The following is a 15,630-nucleotide window of genomic DNA, read 5'->3' as shown; positions in this document are numbered from 1 at the left end:
CCACTCTCCTTATAATTGATCAACAAAAATTGTGCTAGCAGCTTTGTAACTAATGCTTACCTGTTTCTGGTTGTTGGTTAGAGTAATCGGACCTTCATAAGCCGCAACATCAGTGATGGTAAACTCTTCATGAATATTTACCTTGAGATTAACAAGATAGTCTAGTAGATCTTTTTCGTCTAGTACACGAGCGATGCGAATTTTTGTATTAACCGAATAGTCAACCAATGTTTGACGTTCCTTCTCGTGAATTACCCGTCCATCTTGTGGAATCATGCCACCATGGGGGCAATACTCAGGGTGTTCAAGATAAGTATCAAGTCTTTTTTCTAGCTGTGAAGAAGTAACGTGTTCTAACACCTCCGCGTCATCGTGGACTTCATTCCACGAATAGCCTAAGTGATTAACAAGAAAAACTTCCCAAAGTCGATGTTTTCGAACTAAGGTGCTTGCTTTTTCTAAACCTAAAGGAGTTAGTTGTACTCCCTGATAGGGGGAATGACTAACTAGTCCTTCTTTTACTAATTTTGATATCATTTCGCTGACAGAGGCACCAGAAATTGTTAGACCAGATACAATTTGTTTGTTGCTGACCTTTTTTTTGTCGCCGCCTAGTTCTAATATCAGTTTCAAATAATCTTCGCGATTTGGTGTCATAGTGAGTCATCCTTTCAAAACTTGGACATATCAGATTAAGTTTATCAAATAATCCTCTTTTTTACCATTTGATTCAACTTCTTTATTTTTTTCGATTATTAAGGTTGACTGGCAGAATGAAAAAAAATTTCTAAGAAGTATTGCGTAACGCAAGTAAACAAGGTAATATATTAAAAATAAATGAGAATTGTCAAACTATTTAAAGGATTGGTGCCCATATGTCGAATCAGACACTATCTAAAGTCCCAACCATGTACGATCCCTCTTTTGAGAAGGATGCATGTGGTATGGGCTTTATTGCTCAAATGCATGGAAATGCCTCAAGAGAATTAGTAGTACATGCGTTAACAATGTTGGAAAGAATGAATCATCGTGGTGGAACAGGAGCAGAACCGGATACGGGAGATGGTGCTGGAATCTTAATAACTGTACCTGACCGTTTTTTCCGTCGTGAAGCTGAGAAACAAGGAATAACTTTGCCGATTGAAGGGGAATACGCGGTAGGAATGTTCTTTTTACCCGCTGAAGAGAAACAAAAACTTGGCCTCATGCAGGCAATTATTAATGACATTGAAACAGCTGGTTACCCAGTAATCTGGCATCGTGATGTGCCTTTTCAGTTTGAAAACTGCGGGCCTGGTGCACAACGAGTTATGCCAAGTTTTATCCAATTATTTATCAAAAAACCGATGGATGTTAAAGCAGGACGTATGTTTGAAGATCATTTGTATCGTTTACGTAGAAAGTTGGAAAAGACCTATCATTCTAAAGAAATGTCTTTGTGCAGCTTATCGGCAAAAACACTTGTCTACAAAGGGATGCTTCATGCTTACCAAGTAGGGATCTTTTACGAAGATTTACAGGATGCAGAATTTGAAGCAAGTATTGCTGTGGTCCATTCTCGTTTTTCTACGAATACTTTCCCTAGCTGGGATCGAGCACAACCTTTCCGATTCTTGGCCCACAATGGTGAAATCAATACTTTGCGAGGTGCAGAAAATTGGATGAAGAGTCACGGTGTTGAAGTCTACAATGAAGAAGATTCGGATTCGGCCAAATTAGAAAATTGTATGGAATACTTGTATCGAAATGGTCGAGATATTCCTCAAGCTTTAATGATGATGGTTCCTGAAGCGTGGTCAAAAGAGGCGGGCTTAGGGGAGGAACTAACAGCATTTAGCGAATACAATGCTAGCTTTATGGCGCCTTGGGATGGACCAGCGGCTTTGTGCTTCACGGATGGGGATATGGTAGGTGCCGCATTGGATCGAAATGGTCTGCGCCCTTCACGCTACTCCATTACTAAAGATGGATTAGTTCAAGTCGCTTCTGAATCAGGAGTAGTTGATTTTGAGTCTTCTAACATAATTGAAAAAGGAGTACTTGGACCTGCCAACATGATTTTGGTAGATACAACAAATGGACGCTTCTACCGCAATGAAGAAATTAAGGAAAAGTATGCGAAATGTCAACCTTATCAAGAATGGCTAGATGAACATCGTTTAGAAATTAATCAGTTAACTACTGAAGCTGCTGTCGAAACTAAAATGACTGAAGCAGCGCTAAAAGAAATGTGGCAGTTAAACGGATATAGTGATGAAATTATTCGTGGTGCTATCTTACCAATGGCAGAAAAAGGAGAAGAACCTGTTATTTCAATGGGATTTGATGCACCTTTAGCTGTTTTAAGTGAAAAGCCACAATCACTGTTTACGTATTTTAAACAGCAATTCGCTCAGGTTACCAACCCGCCAATTGATGCGATTCGCGAACAATTAGTAATTGGAACTGAAATGTTTCTAGGTCGCGACGGGGATGTAAGTAAAGATGTTGCTGTCAATTGTCAAAAATTAAAAATTGAAAGTCCTGTATTAAATACAGAAGATTTTCAGAAAATTATTTCATTGGATAAGAAACATCAAAAAACGGTGACAATTTCGACATTGTATACATTAAGTGAAACAGCTAGTTGTTTGGAAGATGCATTAGAACAAATGTTTAAGCAGGCAGAAGAAGCAGTCGATCAAGGAGCAACTATTCTTGTTTTGAGCGATCGAAATCCATCAAAAGAAAAGATGACCATGCCCATTCTTCTAGCTGTGTCTGGTTTGCATAATTATTTAGTACGTAAAGGAAAAGCTTCTTTGACCAGTATTGTGGTAGACTCCGCTGAAGTATGTGAAGTTCATCATTTTGCAACGTTAATTGGTTACGGCGCCAGTGGTATACATCCTTATGGTGCTTATGTAACACTGCAAGATTTTTCTGTTGAAAACGGTCTTGAGAATTATCGGAAAGCTGCGGAAAAAGGAATTGTTAAGGTAATGTCCCGCATGGGGATTTCAACAATTGCCGGTTATCATGGTGCCCAACTATTTGAAGTTGTTGGAATTAGTCAAAAGGTTACAGATCAGTATTTCACAGGAACCGTTAGTCGAATCGGTGGTTTGTCGCTGGTTCAGATTGAGGAAGAATATTTGAATCGTCATAAACTAGCCTATGGATCTAGAGGGAATGATTTTTTAGCTTCTGGTGGAAGCTTCCAATTCAAGGCCGAAGGTGAACATCACCTGTACAATCCAAAGACGATCTATAATTTCCAACAAGCTGTACGTTCTGGTGACTACGAATTGTATAAGCGCTATGCTGCTGAAATGAATGAAGAAGCGGACAAGCAGCCTACAACTTTGCGTTCTATGTGGGAGTTCGCTAGTGATCGTCAATCAGTAAAAATTTCTGAGGTTGAACCTGCTTCAAGTATCGTGAAGCGATTTAAAGTAGGAGCCATGTCCTATGGTTCATTGAGTCAAGAGGCTCACCAATGTATTGCTGAAGCAATGAATGCAATCGGAGCTAAGTCAAATAGTGGTGAGGGTGGAGAAAATCGCAATCGATTCAAACCAAGATCTGATGGTAAAAACTTTAATAGTAAAATTAAACAGGTAGCATCAGGACGTTTTGGAGTCAATGCGGAATATTTAATGAGTGCAGAGGAACTGCAAATAAAAATGGCTCAAGGAGCAAAACCAGGCGAGGGTGGACAGCTTCCAGGTAATAAAGTATTTCCTTGGGTAGCTGAAATTCGTGGGTCTACACCAGGTGTACGGTTAATTTCACCACCGCCTCATCATGACATTTACTCGATTGAGGATTTAGCACAGTTGATTTTTGATTTAAAAACAATTAATCCTTACGCTAAAATTAATGTTAAGTTGGTATCAAGTACTGGTGTTGGAACTATCGCAACCGGGGTCGTAAAAGCCGGTGCAGATATTGTTGTAATTTCGGGATATGACGGAGGTACTGGTGCTTCTCCTAGAAACTCCGTACGGGATGCTGGTTTGCCTTGGGAAATGGGGTTAGCAGAGGCGCATCAAACACTAGCGATGAATAATTTGCGTCAACGGATGATTTTAGAAACAGATGGGAAACTAATGACTGGCCGCGATGTTGCCATGGCAACACTTTTAGGTGCCGAAGAGTATAGTTTTGCTTCATTAGCTTTAGTAGCTATCGGTTGTGTGATGATGCGGGTCTGCAGCTTAAACACTTGTCCTGTAGGAGTTGCCACTCAAAATCCAGCCCTGCGCAAATTCTTTGTAGGCAAGCCTGAACATATTATTAATACTATGATGTTTATTGCCGAAGATCTTAGAGAAATTATGGCTGAGTTGGGCTTTAGAAGTATTGATGAGATGGTTGGACATACTGAGGTACTGCAACCGCGCTTTGTGGCTAAAGGAAAAGCAAAATCTTTAGACTTTAGTCGAATCTTATCAACAAGTGTTGGAATTGAACGTAAAGTTGAAGACCCATTTATTGATAAACGTCAATGGAAAGAACTGGATCATTTTGCTGAAAATGCTATTGAGAATGGTGAAATTGTTCGAATAGAACAACCAATTAATAATGTTAATCGGTCAGTGGGGGCTCGTATGGGTGGCTGGATTGCTGAGCGTTTCGGAAATTACGAATTGACTCCAGGACAATTGAAGTATACTAACCATGGAATTGCTGGTCAAAGTTTTGGTGCATTTACTACTCAAGGGATGGAACTTAAACTGATTGGTGAAGCTAATGACTATGTTGCTAAAGGATTAAGTGGTGGACGATTAATAATTGTTCCACCTGAAGATGCAGCCTACGATGTTGAACATTCACCAATTGTTGGGAATGTGGCTTGTTTCGGAGCCAATCGAGGCGAAGCCTTTTTCCGTGGGCGGGCTGGCGAAAGATTCTGCGTTCGTAACAGTGGCGCAAATGTTGTTGTGGAAGGTGTTGGCGATCACGGTTGTGAATACATGACTGGTGGTACTGCCGTAATTCTTGGTTCAACAGGACGTAACTTTGCTGCTGGGATGTCTGGAGGAGTTGCTTATGTATATGATCCAGATAATAAATTGGCAGGTAACTGTAATATGGATATGGTTGAACTTTTTAAAGTTGATGAAACTAGCGACGATTCTGCTTTAAAAGAACTACTTGAAAAACATCTTGTTTTTACTGACTCACAAAAGGCAGAGAAGTTATTAGCAAACTGGGAAGAAGAAAAGCAGTATTTTGTTAAAGTCTATCCAAGCGAATACCACGAAATGATTCGTGTAACTGAAGAATTAGCCAAAAAAGGTTTATCTGGCGATGACTTGGTGGAAGAAGCCTTTAATAAAGTTATTGGCATTCAAACTGTACCTGTTGGAAAGGAGCGTGGCTAACGATGGCAGATCCATTTGGTTTCTTAAAATATACTCGTAAAGATAATCCATATCGTCCGGTAGAAGAACGAGTGCAAGATTGGAACGAATTACAAATACCATTAAATGCTGAAGAACGTCAAGAGCAAGCCGCACGTTGTATGAGTTGCGGAATCCCTTTCTGTCATACGGGAATTTTTTATGGCGGTAAACGAGCTGTCTCAGGTTGTCCTAATGACAATTTAATTCCGGAATGGAATGATCTAGTTTATCGAGGTGAATTTAAAAAGGCTTTTGATCGTTTAGTCAAGACGAATCCATTACCAGAGATGACGGGCCGTGTTTGCCCTGCACCTTGTGAAAAGGCCTGTACAGAGGGATTGAATGGTTCGGGCGTAACTATTCATGACAATGAGCGATTTATTATTGATAATGCTTTTGAAAATGACTGGGTGAAAGAAACGGGCTTACCCGTTGAACGTACAGAGTTTAAAGTTGCAGTTGTTGGTTCAGGTCCCGCAGGTTTATCTGCAGCTTGGCGTTTAAATCAGCTGGGTCACAACGTAACGGTGTATGAACGAAGTGATCGTGCTGGTGGGCTCTTAATGTATGGAATTCCTAACATGAAATTGGATAAAGATGTCGTTGATCGCCGTTTAAAGGTAATGGAAGAAGTTGGAATACAATTTGTTTTGAGTACGGAGATTGGTGTGGACATTACCGCAGAAGAATTACAAAATCAATATGATCGTGTGATCATTACCAGCGGTGCGAGCGTTCCTCGTGATTTAAAAGTGTCTGGTCGTGAATTGCATGGTGTCCATTATGCGGTAGATTATTTAACAGAATGTACGAAAGATGTCTTAAAATATGGAAAAGATGCAACCAGTAAAAAACTCTCAGGCAAACATGTTGTAGTAATCGGAGGCGGAGACACTGGAAATGATTGTATCGGTTCTGCTATTCGCCAAGGTGCCGCTTCGGTCAAGCAATTGGAAATCACTCCTCAATTGCCGAAATCGCGTGTGGCTGCCAATCCTTGGCCAGAATACCCAATGACTAACAGGATTGGGTATGGACAAGAAGAGGGGCTAGCTGCTAATGAAGAACAGCTGACTTATTACAGCACTTCAACTACTGCTTTCATTGGTGCAGAACGTGGCCAAGTTATTGCGATTGAAACCACACAAGTTGATGAACGCTTCCAACCTGTAGTAGGAACAGAACAAGTATTAAAAGCTGACTTAGTTTTATTAGCAATGGGCTTTACTGGAGCAGAACAACGCCTTTTAGTTGGATTTGATGTTCATGAAGTTTACGATGACTATACTACTGATAATGAACGAGTGTATGTAGCAGGAGATGCCAAACGCGGACCAAGTTTAGTAATTTGGGCGATTCGTGAAGGGCGAAAAGCTGCAGAAACAGTTGATCAAATGTTACGAGCTTTGGTCTATCAATGATAAAAAAAGTCTGTTGCACATTGGTGTAGTGACCCCAAAAAGTTAGACTTTTTCGGAGTGGAGAAATCCACTCCATTTTTCTGTCCTTTTATTGATGATTTTAGGCAACTTTTAATGCCGCTTCTCTAAATTGTACTGGACTCTGCCAGTTTAGTTTTCTCTTCATACGCTCATGATTGTAGTATTGAATATAGTCATCAATTGCTTGTTTCAATTCCTCAAAGCTATGATATTCTCTTCCGTGATAGATTTCCTGCTTCAACAGGCTGAAGAAATTCTCCATGATCGAATTATCCAAGCAGGTACCTTTACGAGACATACTTTGGAAGATCTTATGTTTTTTCAACGTATGATTATAAGCTTTCATTTGATAGGCCCAGCCTTGATCGGAGTGAAAGGTTCGTCGATAGAGGCAGTCATTTGTTGCTTGGATCGCTTCCTCTAAAGCTTCCATGATTGCCGATGCGTTCGGTTTCTCTGAAATGCGATAAGAAATAATCTCACTGTTGAACATATCTAAAAAAGGATCAAGATATAGCTTCTTTTCACGAATGATACCGGATTTGTCCGGTTCAAAATATTTTAGCTCTGTCGTATCTGTTGTAATCTTTTGATGGCAGATACTTGTGTAAAAGCGTCGATGAATTCGATGCTTCGCAATCGTACCGATTTTTCCACGATAAGAGTTATAGCGGCGGGATTTCCTCGTAAATGATCGGACTTCAATTTCCAGCTTTCGAATCAACCGTTGAACCTTCTTCTTATTTACAAGGAATCCCCGATTTCGCAATTCTTTTGTCATACGTAAGCAGCCATAATTCGTATGCTTTTCTCTTATTAGAAGCATTTCCTTTTCGATTTCCTGATCTGGATTTTTTCGATCAAACCGTTTTTGCCAATACATAAAGGTTGATTTAGGAAATTTCAAAGATTCAAGAAGCTCAACTAATTTGAATGATCCTCGGAGGCTGTCGATGATTCGTGCGATTGATTCTTTCGTCTTTGTTGGGCTTCCAGTTTTCGCAGCTTCCTCAATTCTTTTAAAAAGGCATTCTCGATCTGAAGGGAACGCACTTGTTTTTCCAATTCCTTGATGCGATCGCGTTCTTCCGGTGTTTCTTTCTTTGTTTTCTTCTCTTCTTTTTTCTTAGGCAAAATAGGTGGACGTCCTTTCGTTTTTGAGAGTCCACTCATTCCTTCTGCACGAAACATTCTCATCCAGTTGGCAATCAAAGCAGGATTATTCATCCCTAAATGATTCGCCACTTCGCGATAGGACAACTCAGTTGTTTGATATAACTCTATCGCATCCATCTTGAATTGAACAGAATAATTTTGATTTTGCCGTTTTCTAAAGAGTCCTTCTTCACCAAATTCTCGATAAGAATTTACCCAACGCCTCACTTGTATCTCATTCTTTACTGCGTATTTCTTTGCCAGATATCCATACCCTCCTTTCCCTTCTAAATACTCATGAATGATCTTTAACTTTAGTTCTAGACTATATTTAGCCATAAAAATACCGACCTCCAGAAGTTAGATTTTTGGTCTAACTTTTGGGGGTCGGTACATGGTGCAGCAGACTTTTTTTAATTGGCGGGTGTTATTGGCAATGAAGCATCGTCCGCTTCATCGTATAGAGTAGTGGGGATGCCGTTTTCAGTTTTTATGATTAGATGATAGCCGAATTGATCTTGAATTGTGAGTTTATTTTTAGTCAGCTCTATTAATTGGTAGACAATTTCTTTTCCATCAATCATAATGGACAAATCGGGATAAATAGTGAGCACGTGGTTTTTGGCTTCTTTTGGATGAAAGAACGACCAAGAGCCGACATAAAGTGGACCAGGATCTTCTGACAAAGCCTCCTCTTTACGCAAGAACAATCCAAGAGCCCCAGCAATTACGGAGGCGCCTACAAAAACATGCCATTTTCTTTTCATCAAAAAGCTCCTTCCCTACAATCTTTCATTTTACTATATAATAAAGAATGTCTGATGACTATCGGACTTAAGTACTATTTAATAATTTTAAAGGATTTTGATAAAGATGCAGTATACAAATGTTCAGCTCGCGTATTTTTTAGAACGACCAAATCGATTTATCGCTCATTGTCGGTTATTAAAGACTGGTGAAATAGTAGTAGCTCATGTAAAAAATACGGGAAGAGGAAAAGAGATTCTGTTACCTGAGGCGTTAGTGTCGCTTAATTACCAACCCTCTCCTAAACGAAAAACCGATTACGACCTGATCGCTGTAAAAAAAGGAGATATGTGGATTAATATAGATTCACAAATCCCTAATACTTTGGCAGCGAACGGACTGTTACAAGGAAACATTATCCTGCCTCATCTAAGAGGTCAATTATCTTTTCTAAAAAGAGAATATCAATATGGTCATTCAAAGTTCGATATCTATTTTGAGACTGATGTGGGGGAGAAGGGATTTGTGGAAGTAAAAGGGATGACTTTGGAAAACCATGGAATTGGTGCCTTTCCTGATGCACCTACTATCAGAGGAAAGAAGCATGTTTTGGAATTAACTGAAGCAGTATTTGAAGGTTATCACAGCTATTTATTATTTATTGTGCAGTTTTCTAAAATTAAAGCTGCTACTATTCATCGAACTATGCAGCAAGATTTTTTTCAAGCTGTTAAAAAAGCAGAGCAAGACGGCGTGACTATTTTAGCGTATAATTGTGAAGTAGATGAATCAACGATTGAGTTGCTAGGGGAGATTTCTTTTGATTTAACTCAAGCGTTTATCGATCCTAATCTGTGAAAGGTGGAAATGAACATGATCAATTTAGGAATTATCGGAACGAATTGGATTACACATCAATTTGTAGAGGCAGCTTTAGATACTGGTAAATATCAATTAGCAGCGGTTTATTCTCGAAGATTAGAAACAGCACAAGAATTTGGTGGGCGTTATGGAGATGTGGAGTATGCAGTGGATCTTCCAATATTCTTCAACATAGCGCATCTCGATACCATTTATATTGCCTCACCTAATAGCTTGCATTTCGAGCAAACTAAAATGGCTATTTTAGCTGGCAAAAATGTAATTGTTGAAAAACCGGCATTTTCGACGCCAAAAGAAATGGATGAAATTATTAAACTTGCTAATGAGAAACGGGTATTTTTCTTTGAGGCAGCTAGAAACATTCACGAGAAAGCATTTAAAACAGTTGCGGACTTCTTACCTTTAAAAGATCGTATTTTAGGAGCTGATTTCAGCTTTGCTAAATATTCTTCACGATATGACCTTGTATTAGATGGGGAAGAACCAAATATTTTTTCACCTCATTTTTCTGGAGGAGCGTTAGTTGATTTGGGGGTATATCCTATCTATGCAGCTTTGGCCTGGTTTGGGATGCCTAAAGAAAGCCATTATTTTGGCAATCTGATTTCAACTGGAGTTGATGGACTAGGTATTGGTGTCCTGCGTTATGACAATTTTGATGTGTCTATCCGTACTGGCAAAATTAACGACAGCTATCAGAAAGCTGAAATTTACTTGGATAATGGAACCCTTGAAATGAATGCGATTAATTCAATTGATGAAGCCGTTTTTCATGATCGGAATCACAAGAATCGAGAAAAGCTAACGGTGCAACAATTAGAAAATCCAATGGTTGAAGAAGCAGAGATATTTGCGCAAGTTTTATTGAATCCAGAAGATCGTGATTTAGGCTTGCTCTATGAAGAATGGGTAGAGTTGGCGCGTAACGTAAATCAAGTATTATATGACATGAGAAAAAGTGCAGGTATCGTTTTTGATGCCGATGAAAAGTAGAGGATTTTATGAGTAATCAACAACTAGTAACTTTTTTGCAAAAAAATTGGGAAGCTGCAGGTTTTTCTACACCGTCCTTAATTCAATCGGAAGTGTATGAGCCTATTACTGACGGGAAAAATTTAGTTGGTGTAGCTCCAACTGGAAGTGGAAAAACTTTGGCGTACCTGTTACCACTGCTAAATAAATTAAAACCTAAAGAAGCAAATCAGCTGTTAATTCTAACTTCTTCACAGGAATTGGCGATGCAGGTAGTAGAGGTAACTCGAGTATGGCTTAAGGGCTCAGATTTGCAAGTCCTGCCATTAATTGGTGGAGCCAATATCAAGAGACAACAGGATGGACTAAAGAAAAAGCCAGAAGTAATAATTGGTACACCAGGACGAGTTATGGAACTAATGACTAGTAAAAAGTTGAAAAGTCATCAGCTTAAAACAGTTGTATTCGATGAAGTGGATCAGCTAATTCAAGGACAAAACTTACAGCTTATTCAACGGATATTAAAGAGCATACCCCAAACTGTTCAGCGACTGTATTTCTCAGCAACGGCTGACAAGGTTCTTTCTGAAATTCAACAAATTGATAACGACTTAGTTGTTGTAGACGTCAGTAAAACTGATAAAAGCCAAGGAGAAGTTACTCACTTTTATCTAGAAATCAGCGAACGAAAAAAAGTAGACAGCTTGCGCCGTTTATTAAATCTTCCGGCATTTTGGGGATTACTATTCTTCAATCAATTAAATGATCTAGGCGCTGCGGAGCAAAAACTTTTATTTCACAAACTTCCAGTAGCCAGTTTGGCATCTGATCAAAACAAACAGTTGCGTAAACAGGCAATTGATAAGTTAAAAAAACATCAGCTAGTAGGCTTATTAACTACTGATATTGCCAGTCGCGGGTTGGATATTGAGGCCATGCCTTTTGTTGTAAATGTAGATTTTCCGAAAACAGAAGAGAGCTACCTTCATCGAGCAGGGCGTGTTGGTCGAATGGGGAATGAGGGAATTGTCATTTCTTTTGTTACCACCCAAGAGTTAGCGGGAGCTAAGAAGATAGCTAAGAAATTAGGAATCACTTTAGAGGAAGTTTATCTTTATGGTGGAATGCTGACTACAGAAAAACCTGAAAAAACCGAAATAAAAAATAAAAAGAAAAAAAGCAAAGTAAAAAGGCGCAAATAGTGCCTTTTTTCCTTGCGTAACGCTCATTAAATCGCTAAAATGTAATAGTATGTCCTTGTAGCTCAGCAGGATAGAGCAATCGCCTCCTAAGCGATAGGTCGCTGGTTCGAACCCAGTCAAGGACGTTAAATAATCTCTGTTAGAGTTGATCTAAAAGGGGTTATTTTCTTTTTGTATCAAATACTACTGCGCCCAATCGCCATCTCTAAATACTGGAACCCGGTTCCCGTCCTCACGAATACCATCAATTGACATCTTATTTGAGCCAACCATAAAGTCCACATGAGTTTGACTGTTGTTTAAGCCAACTTGTGTTAGTTCTTCTTCAGACATTTCGGTGCCGCCTTCAACGCTAAATGGATAAGCTGCTCCTAAAGCTAAATGGTTTGAAGCATTTTCATCAAATAATGTATTATAAAATGTAATCCCTGATTGAGAAATAGGTGATGGATCAGGAACCAAAGCTACTTCTCCTAAATGTTTGGCACCCTCATCAATATCAAGTAAAGAGGCTAATACTTCTTGGCCTTCTCTCGCAGAGAAATCAACGACCTGGCCATCTTTAAAAGTAAATTTCATATCTAATAAAGTGGTTCCAGCATAGCTCAATGGTTTTGTACTTGTAATGTAGCCATCTACACGATTTCGATCAGGAGCAGTGAACACTTCTTCTGTAGGCATATTTGCCATGAACTCGTTGCCATCAGCTGCAAAACTACCAGCGCCTTCCCAAATATGATTTTTGGGCAGACCAATTAATAAATCTGTTCCTGGAGCAGTATAATGAAGTGCAGAAAATTGCTCCTTATTTAATTTTTCCGCCTGTGCTCGCATGTTATTATCGTGTTTACGCCAAGCCTTAATGGGATCATCATTATAAATACGAGTAGTTTTGAAAATTTCATTCCATAAAGCGTCAAGCTGCTCTTCGGCCGTGTCAAGCTTTGGAAAAACTTTTTCTGCCCAAGCAGGACTCGCTGCTGCTACGACCGTCCATCGCAATTTATTCGCTTGAGTAGCCTGCATAACCGATTTCAATGCTTTTCCACGTGCCTGTTGATACGTCGCAACCCGGTTTGTGTCAACCCCCAGCAAAGCATCTGGATCAGAAGAAACAATACTAACCCGGCTAACACGCTTTTTAGAATAATCCTCCGCTTCCGCTTTTTTATACTCTGGAATGGTTGAAAGGTGATCCTCTGCGGCATTCATTAAAAACTCACGTTGAATAAAATCGTCATTCCATTGAACAATGACCTGATCTGCTCCCAACTGATAAGCATGGGTGGTTACGAGACGTGCCAATGGTGCTTGATCAACGCTAGCATATACAACTACTGTGTCACCCTGTTGTGTATTAATTCCAACCTCAGCGATTAATCGTGCATATTTTTTTAAATTGTCTAAGAAGTTCGGTAATACCATTTTTATTCCTCCATTCCTTTAAAGTTATCATAGCATTTCTTTTTCATACAAAAAAGGAATCTTCCTTATCGAAAGATCCCTTGGAAATTACGAAGCAGCTTCAACTAATTTTTTAGCGAATGCTTCTAAGTTTTCAATGTCCTCTTCTTCTGCGGCCATTTCAACTTTTACATTCTCAGCGCCTTTTGAAGCACCAACCTTGGCAAATGCGCTATCAAAATCATCTACAGATTTACAATATTGTTCATAAAACGTGTCTCCCGAGCCGCAAACGCCGTAAACTTTACCAGATAAATCTAACTCTTGCAATTCGTCATAAAAATCAACAATCTCATCAGGTAAATCGCCTTCGCCATATGTGTAGGTAGCGACAATACATATATCAGCAGCTTCAAAATCTTCTGCATCAACTTGGGTGCATTCGTCAATTTCTACTTCAACATTCAAGTTCTCAAAAGCTTCAGATACGATATCGGCAATTTCTTCTGTATTTCCAGTCATGCTTGCGTAAACAATTTTTGCTAGTGTCAAAAACAATTCCTCCTTGAAATTATATGTGGGCTGATTATACCAAAAGTCTATGAAAAAGGAAATGCTTCTTTTATGGATTTGTTAAGCATTTGTTCGCTTAATAGGGTTATGTTAAAATGGAAAGGATGAAAAAGGAGACGAGAACATGATTACATTAAAATCACCGAGAGAAATTGAAATGATGAACGAGTCAGGCGAATTGTTAGCGGATGTTCATCGACATTTACGTACATTTATTAAACCAGGTATTTCTAGCTGGGATATTGAAGTTTTTGTTCGGAAGTTTATTGAAAGTCATGGTGGCAAGGCCGCTCAAATTGGTTTTGAAGGATATAAATATGCGACTTGTTGCAGTATTAATGATGAAATTTGTCACGGTTTTCCTCGAAAGAAGCCTTTGAAAAATGGTGATCTGATCAAGGTAGACATGTGTGTAGAATACAAAGGTGCAATGTCCGACTCTTGCTGGTCTTACGCTGTTGGTGAGGCTTCTCCTGAAATTCAACGATTGATGGAAGTTACTAAAAAGTCTTTGTATATTGGTATCGAACAGGCTCAGGTGGGTAATCGCATAGGTGACATTGGGCACGCTATCCAAACATATGCAGAAGGTGAAGGGTTTTCGGTCGTACGCGATTTTGTTGGTCATGGTATTGGACCAACTATCCATGAAGAACCTGCAATTCCTCACTATGGTGAAGCTGGCAAAGGTCTTCGCTTAAGGGAAGGTATGGTTATTACAATCGAACCAATGATCAACACAGGTGATTGGCAAATGAAAATGGATCCGAATGGTTGGACCGCGTATACTCGTGATGGTGGTTGGAGCTGCCAATATGAACATACCTTAGCGATTACAAAAGAAGGACCTAAATTACTAACTTCTCAAGGGGAAGAAGGAACTTATTAGAAAAGGAAACACTATGCTAGAAAAAATAAAAAGCAATGAAAAATTGATGCGTCTGATTGAATCTATCCAAACCCACGTGAAAGAAACTGAAATAGGCGACCGCTCTGTTGTAGTCGCCTATTATTTATTGCTATCTTTTTTTCCACTACTTATTGTTATCGGAAATTTGCTTCCTTATTTGAGTGTTACTCCCGAAACGGTTTTACCTTATGTTCGAGAGATTATTCCTAAAGAAATTTATGAATTTTTAAAACCGGCGATCGAAAGTTTGCTTTCTAATAACTCTGGGAGCTTATTGTCTATTTCTGTGTTAGCGGCAATCTGGTCTTCCAGTAAAGGGGTTAACGCCTTGCAAACTGCCTTAAATCGTGCATATGGTGTAGAAGATCGAGGGAATTTTGTCATTAGTCGAATCGTTTCCGTAGGAATGGTAGGCGTCTTATTGATGGCAGTGATTGCTATTGCTTTATTCTTTAGTGTGGGGCAACTGATTATGGACAGCTTGCAACCCTTGCTAGGTTTTTCAACCACGTATATTGATATTTTTACTCGACTACGCTGGCCGGTTACTTTGTTAGGTTTGCTTATCATTTTAAGTGCAATTTATATGGTAATTCCCAATGCCCGCATTCGATGGAAATATACACTTCCTGGTACCTTTTTTGCTACTTTGGGCTGGATGGTTTTGGCACAGGGGTTTGGTTTGTATGCGAGTACTTTTGCTAGAAGTATTTCCGGTTATCAAATTATCGGGAGTTTCATTGTACTAATGTTGTGGCTTAATTTTGCAGCAACAATTGTCATCTTTGGCGGAATCATTAATGTTACTCTTGAAGAACTTCACACTGGTCGTGAGGTTCGTGAGGGAAGCAATAGGATTAACAAGCTTTTAAAATTTTTCCAAAAAAAGTCATCAAAAAGTGATAAATCTGACCAATAACTTGGGTAACCTTTGTTTAGATGGTTGTAAAGCA

11 protein-coding genes, 1 tRNA gene and 1 pseudogene are annotated in these 15,630 nt (G+C 39.3%); 8 read left to right on the top strand and 5 right to left on the bottom strand.

What is annotated here, in order from left to right; genetic code table 11:
* Positions 1 to 9: 9 nt before the first annotated feature.
* The gene (locus tag IGI49_RS07515) at positions 10 to 657 is read right to left on the bottom strand and encodes a metal-dependent transcriptional regulator (protein WP_207701265.1); all 648 of its coding nucleotides are present in this window, start codon (positions 655 to 657) and stop codon (positions 10 to 12) included.
* Positions 658 to 875: 218 nt separating this feature from the next.
* Between IGI49_RS07515 and gltB the strand changes: the two genes are divergently transcribed.
* Together gltB and IGI49_RS07505 are read left to right on the top strand one after the other, a co-directional pair.
* Positions 876 to 5,369 (top strand): glutamate synthase large subunit, encoded by a 4,494-nt coding sequence (gene gltB / locus IGI49_RS07510; RefSeq protein WP_429964009.1) that lies wholly within the window; start codon positions 876 to 878, stop codon positions 5,367 to 5,369.
* Between the two features lie 2 nt (positions 5,370 to 5,371).
* The gene (locus IGI49_RS07505) at positions 5,372 to 6,811 is read left to right on the top strand and encodes a glutamate synthase subunit beta (protein ID WP_429964008.1); all 1,440 of its coding nucleotides are present in this window, start codon (positions 5,372 to 5,374) and stop codon (positions 6,809 to 6,811) included.
* A gap of 100 nt (positions 6,812 to 6,911) precedes the next feature.
* Here the strand turns inward: IGI49_RS07505 and IGI49_RS07500 are convergent.
* A pseudogene (locus tag IGI49_RS07500) lies at positions 6,912 to 8,326 on the bottom strand (IS3 family transposase).
* A 74-nt stretch (positions 8,327 to 8,400) separates the two neighbouring features.
* Positions 8,401 to 8,754, bottom strand: coding sequence for a DUF4828 domain-containing protein (locus IGI49_RS07495; protein ID WP_207705047.1), 354 nt, complete (start codon positions 8,752 to 8,754; stop codon positions 8,401 to 8,403).
* A gap of 106 nt (positions 8,755 to 8,860) precedes the next feature.
* Between IGI49_RS07495 and sfsA the strand changes: the two genes are divergently transcribed.
* The 4 genes from sfsA (at position 8,861) to IGI49_RS07475 (ending at position 11,915) form a co-directional block, all read left to right on the top strand.
* Entirely contained in the window at positions 8,861 to 9,592 is a 732-nt protein-coding gene (gene sfsA, locus IGI49_RS07490; RefSeq protein WP_429964007.1) for a DNA/RNA nuclease SfsA, read from the top strand.
* A 15-nt stretch (positions 9,593 to 9,607) separates the two neighbouring features.
* Complete coding sequence (locus tag IGI49_RS07485) at positions 9,608 to 10,609, top strand: Gfo/Idh/MocA family protein (RefSeq protein ID WP_429964006.1); 1,002 nt, start codon at positions 9,608 to 9,610, stop codon at positions 10,607 to 10,609.
* An 8-nt stretch (positions 10,610 to 10,617) separates the two neighbouring features.
* Positions 10,618 to 11,790: a DEAD/DEAH box helicase gene (locus IGI49_RS07480; RefSeq protein ID WP_429964005.1), complete on the top strand. Its 1,173-nt coding sequence runs from the start codon at positions 10,618 to 10,620 to the stop codon at positions 11,788 to 11,790.
* 51 nt (positions 11,791 to 11,841) lie between these two features.
* Positions 11,842 to 11,915: transfer RNA gene (locus IGI49_RS07475), tRNA-Arg, on the top strand.
* A gap of 58 nt (positions 11,916 to 11,973) precedes the next feature.
* Here IGI49_RS07475 and IGI49_RS07470 read toward each other — a convergent pair.
* Both IGI49_RS07470 and IGI49_RS07465 read right to left on the bottom strand, forming a co-directional pair.
* Positions 11,974 to 13,215, bottom strand: coding sequence for an aminopeptidase (locus tag IGI49_RS07470; protein ID WP_429964004.1), 1,242 nt, complete (start codon positions 13,213 to 13,215; stop codon positions 11,974 to 11,976).
* A gap of 87 nt (positions 13,216 to 13,302) precedes the next feature.
* Complete coding sequence (locus IGI49_RS07465) at positions 13,303 to 13,746, bottom strand: flavodoxin (RefSeq protein WP_429964003.1); 444 nt, start codon at positions 13,744 to 13,746, stop codon at positions 13,303 to 13,305.
* 145 nt (positions 13,747 to 13,891) lie between these two features.
* Here IGI49_RS07465 and map point away from each other — a divergent pair, with 145 nt between their 5' ends.
* Together map and IGI49_RS07455 are read left to right on the top strand one after the other, a co-directional pair.
* Positions 13,892 to 14,656, top strand: a complete 765-nt coding sequence (gene map / locus IGI49_RS07460) for a type I methionyl aminopeptidase (RefSeq protein ID WP_429964002.1) — start codon at positions 13,892 to 13,894, stop codon at positions 14,654 to 14,656.
* A 13-nt stretch (positions 14,657 to 14,669) separates the two neighbouring features.
* Positions 14,670 to 15,596: a YihY/virulence factor BrkB family protein gene (locus IGI49_RS07455; protein ID WP_207705054.1), complete on the top strand. Its 927-nt coding sequence runs from the start codon at positions 14,670 to 14,672 to the stop codon at positions 15,594 to 15,596.
* The last annotated feature ends 34 nt before the right edge of the window (positions 15,597 to 15,630 follow it).

It is taken from the genome of Enterococcus sp. AZ071 (assembly GCF_050499065.1).
GTDB classification, from domain to species: Bacteria; Bacillota; Bacilli; order Lactobacillales; family Enterococcaceae; genus Enterococcus_A; species Enterococcus_A ferrettii.
The sequence above is the reverse complement of the archived record's forward strand: the minus strand, read 5'-3'. Positions and strand labels throughout refer to the sequence as shown.

What these genes read in the sequence shown, in the direction of transcription:
- IGI49_RS07515 (WP_207701265.1), bottom strand. Translation starts at nt 657, where the DNA reads ATGACACCAAATCGCGAAGATTATTTGAAACTGATATTAGAACTAGGC.
- gltB (WP_429964009.1), top strand. Translation starts at nt 876, where the DNA reads ATGTCGAATCAGACACTATCTAAAGTCCCAACCATGTACGATCCCTCT.
- IGI49_RS07505 (WP_429964008.1), top strand. Translation starts at nt 5,372, where the DNA reads ATGGCAGATCCATTTGGTTTCTTAAAATATACTCGTAAAGATAATCCA.
- IGI49_RS07495 (WP_207705047.1), bottom strand. Translation starts at nt 8,754, where the DNA reads ATGAAAAGAAAATGGCATGTTTTTGTAGGCGCCTCCGTAATTGCTGGG.
- sfsA (WP_429964007.1), top strand. Translation starts at nt 8,861, where the DNA reads ATGCAGTATACAAATGTTCAGCTCGCGTATTTTTTAGAACGACCAAAT.
- IGI49_RS07485 (WP_429964006.1), top strand. Translation starts at nt 9,608, where the DNA reads ATGATCAATTTAGGAATTATCGGAACGAATTGGATTACACATCAATTT.
- IGI49_RS07480 (WP_429964005.1), top strand. Translation starts at nt 10,618, where the DNA reads ATGAGTAATCAACAACTAGTAACTTTTTTGCAAAAAAATTGGGAAGCT.
- IGI49_RS07470 (WP_429964004.1), bottom strand. Translation starts at nt 13,215, where the DNA reads ATGGTATTACCGAACTTCTTAGACAATTTAAAAAAATATGCACGATTA.
- map (WP_429964002.1), top strand. Translation starts at nt 13,892, where the DNA reads ATGATTACATTAAAATCACCGAGAGAAATTGAAATGATGAACGAGTCA.
- IGI49_RS07455 (WP_207705054.1), top strand. Translation starts at nt 14,670, where the DNA reads ATGCTAGAAAAAATAAAAAGCAATGAAAAATTGATGCGTCTGATTGAA.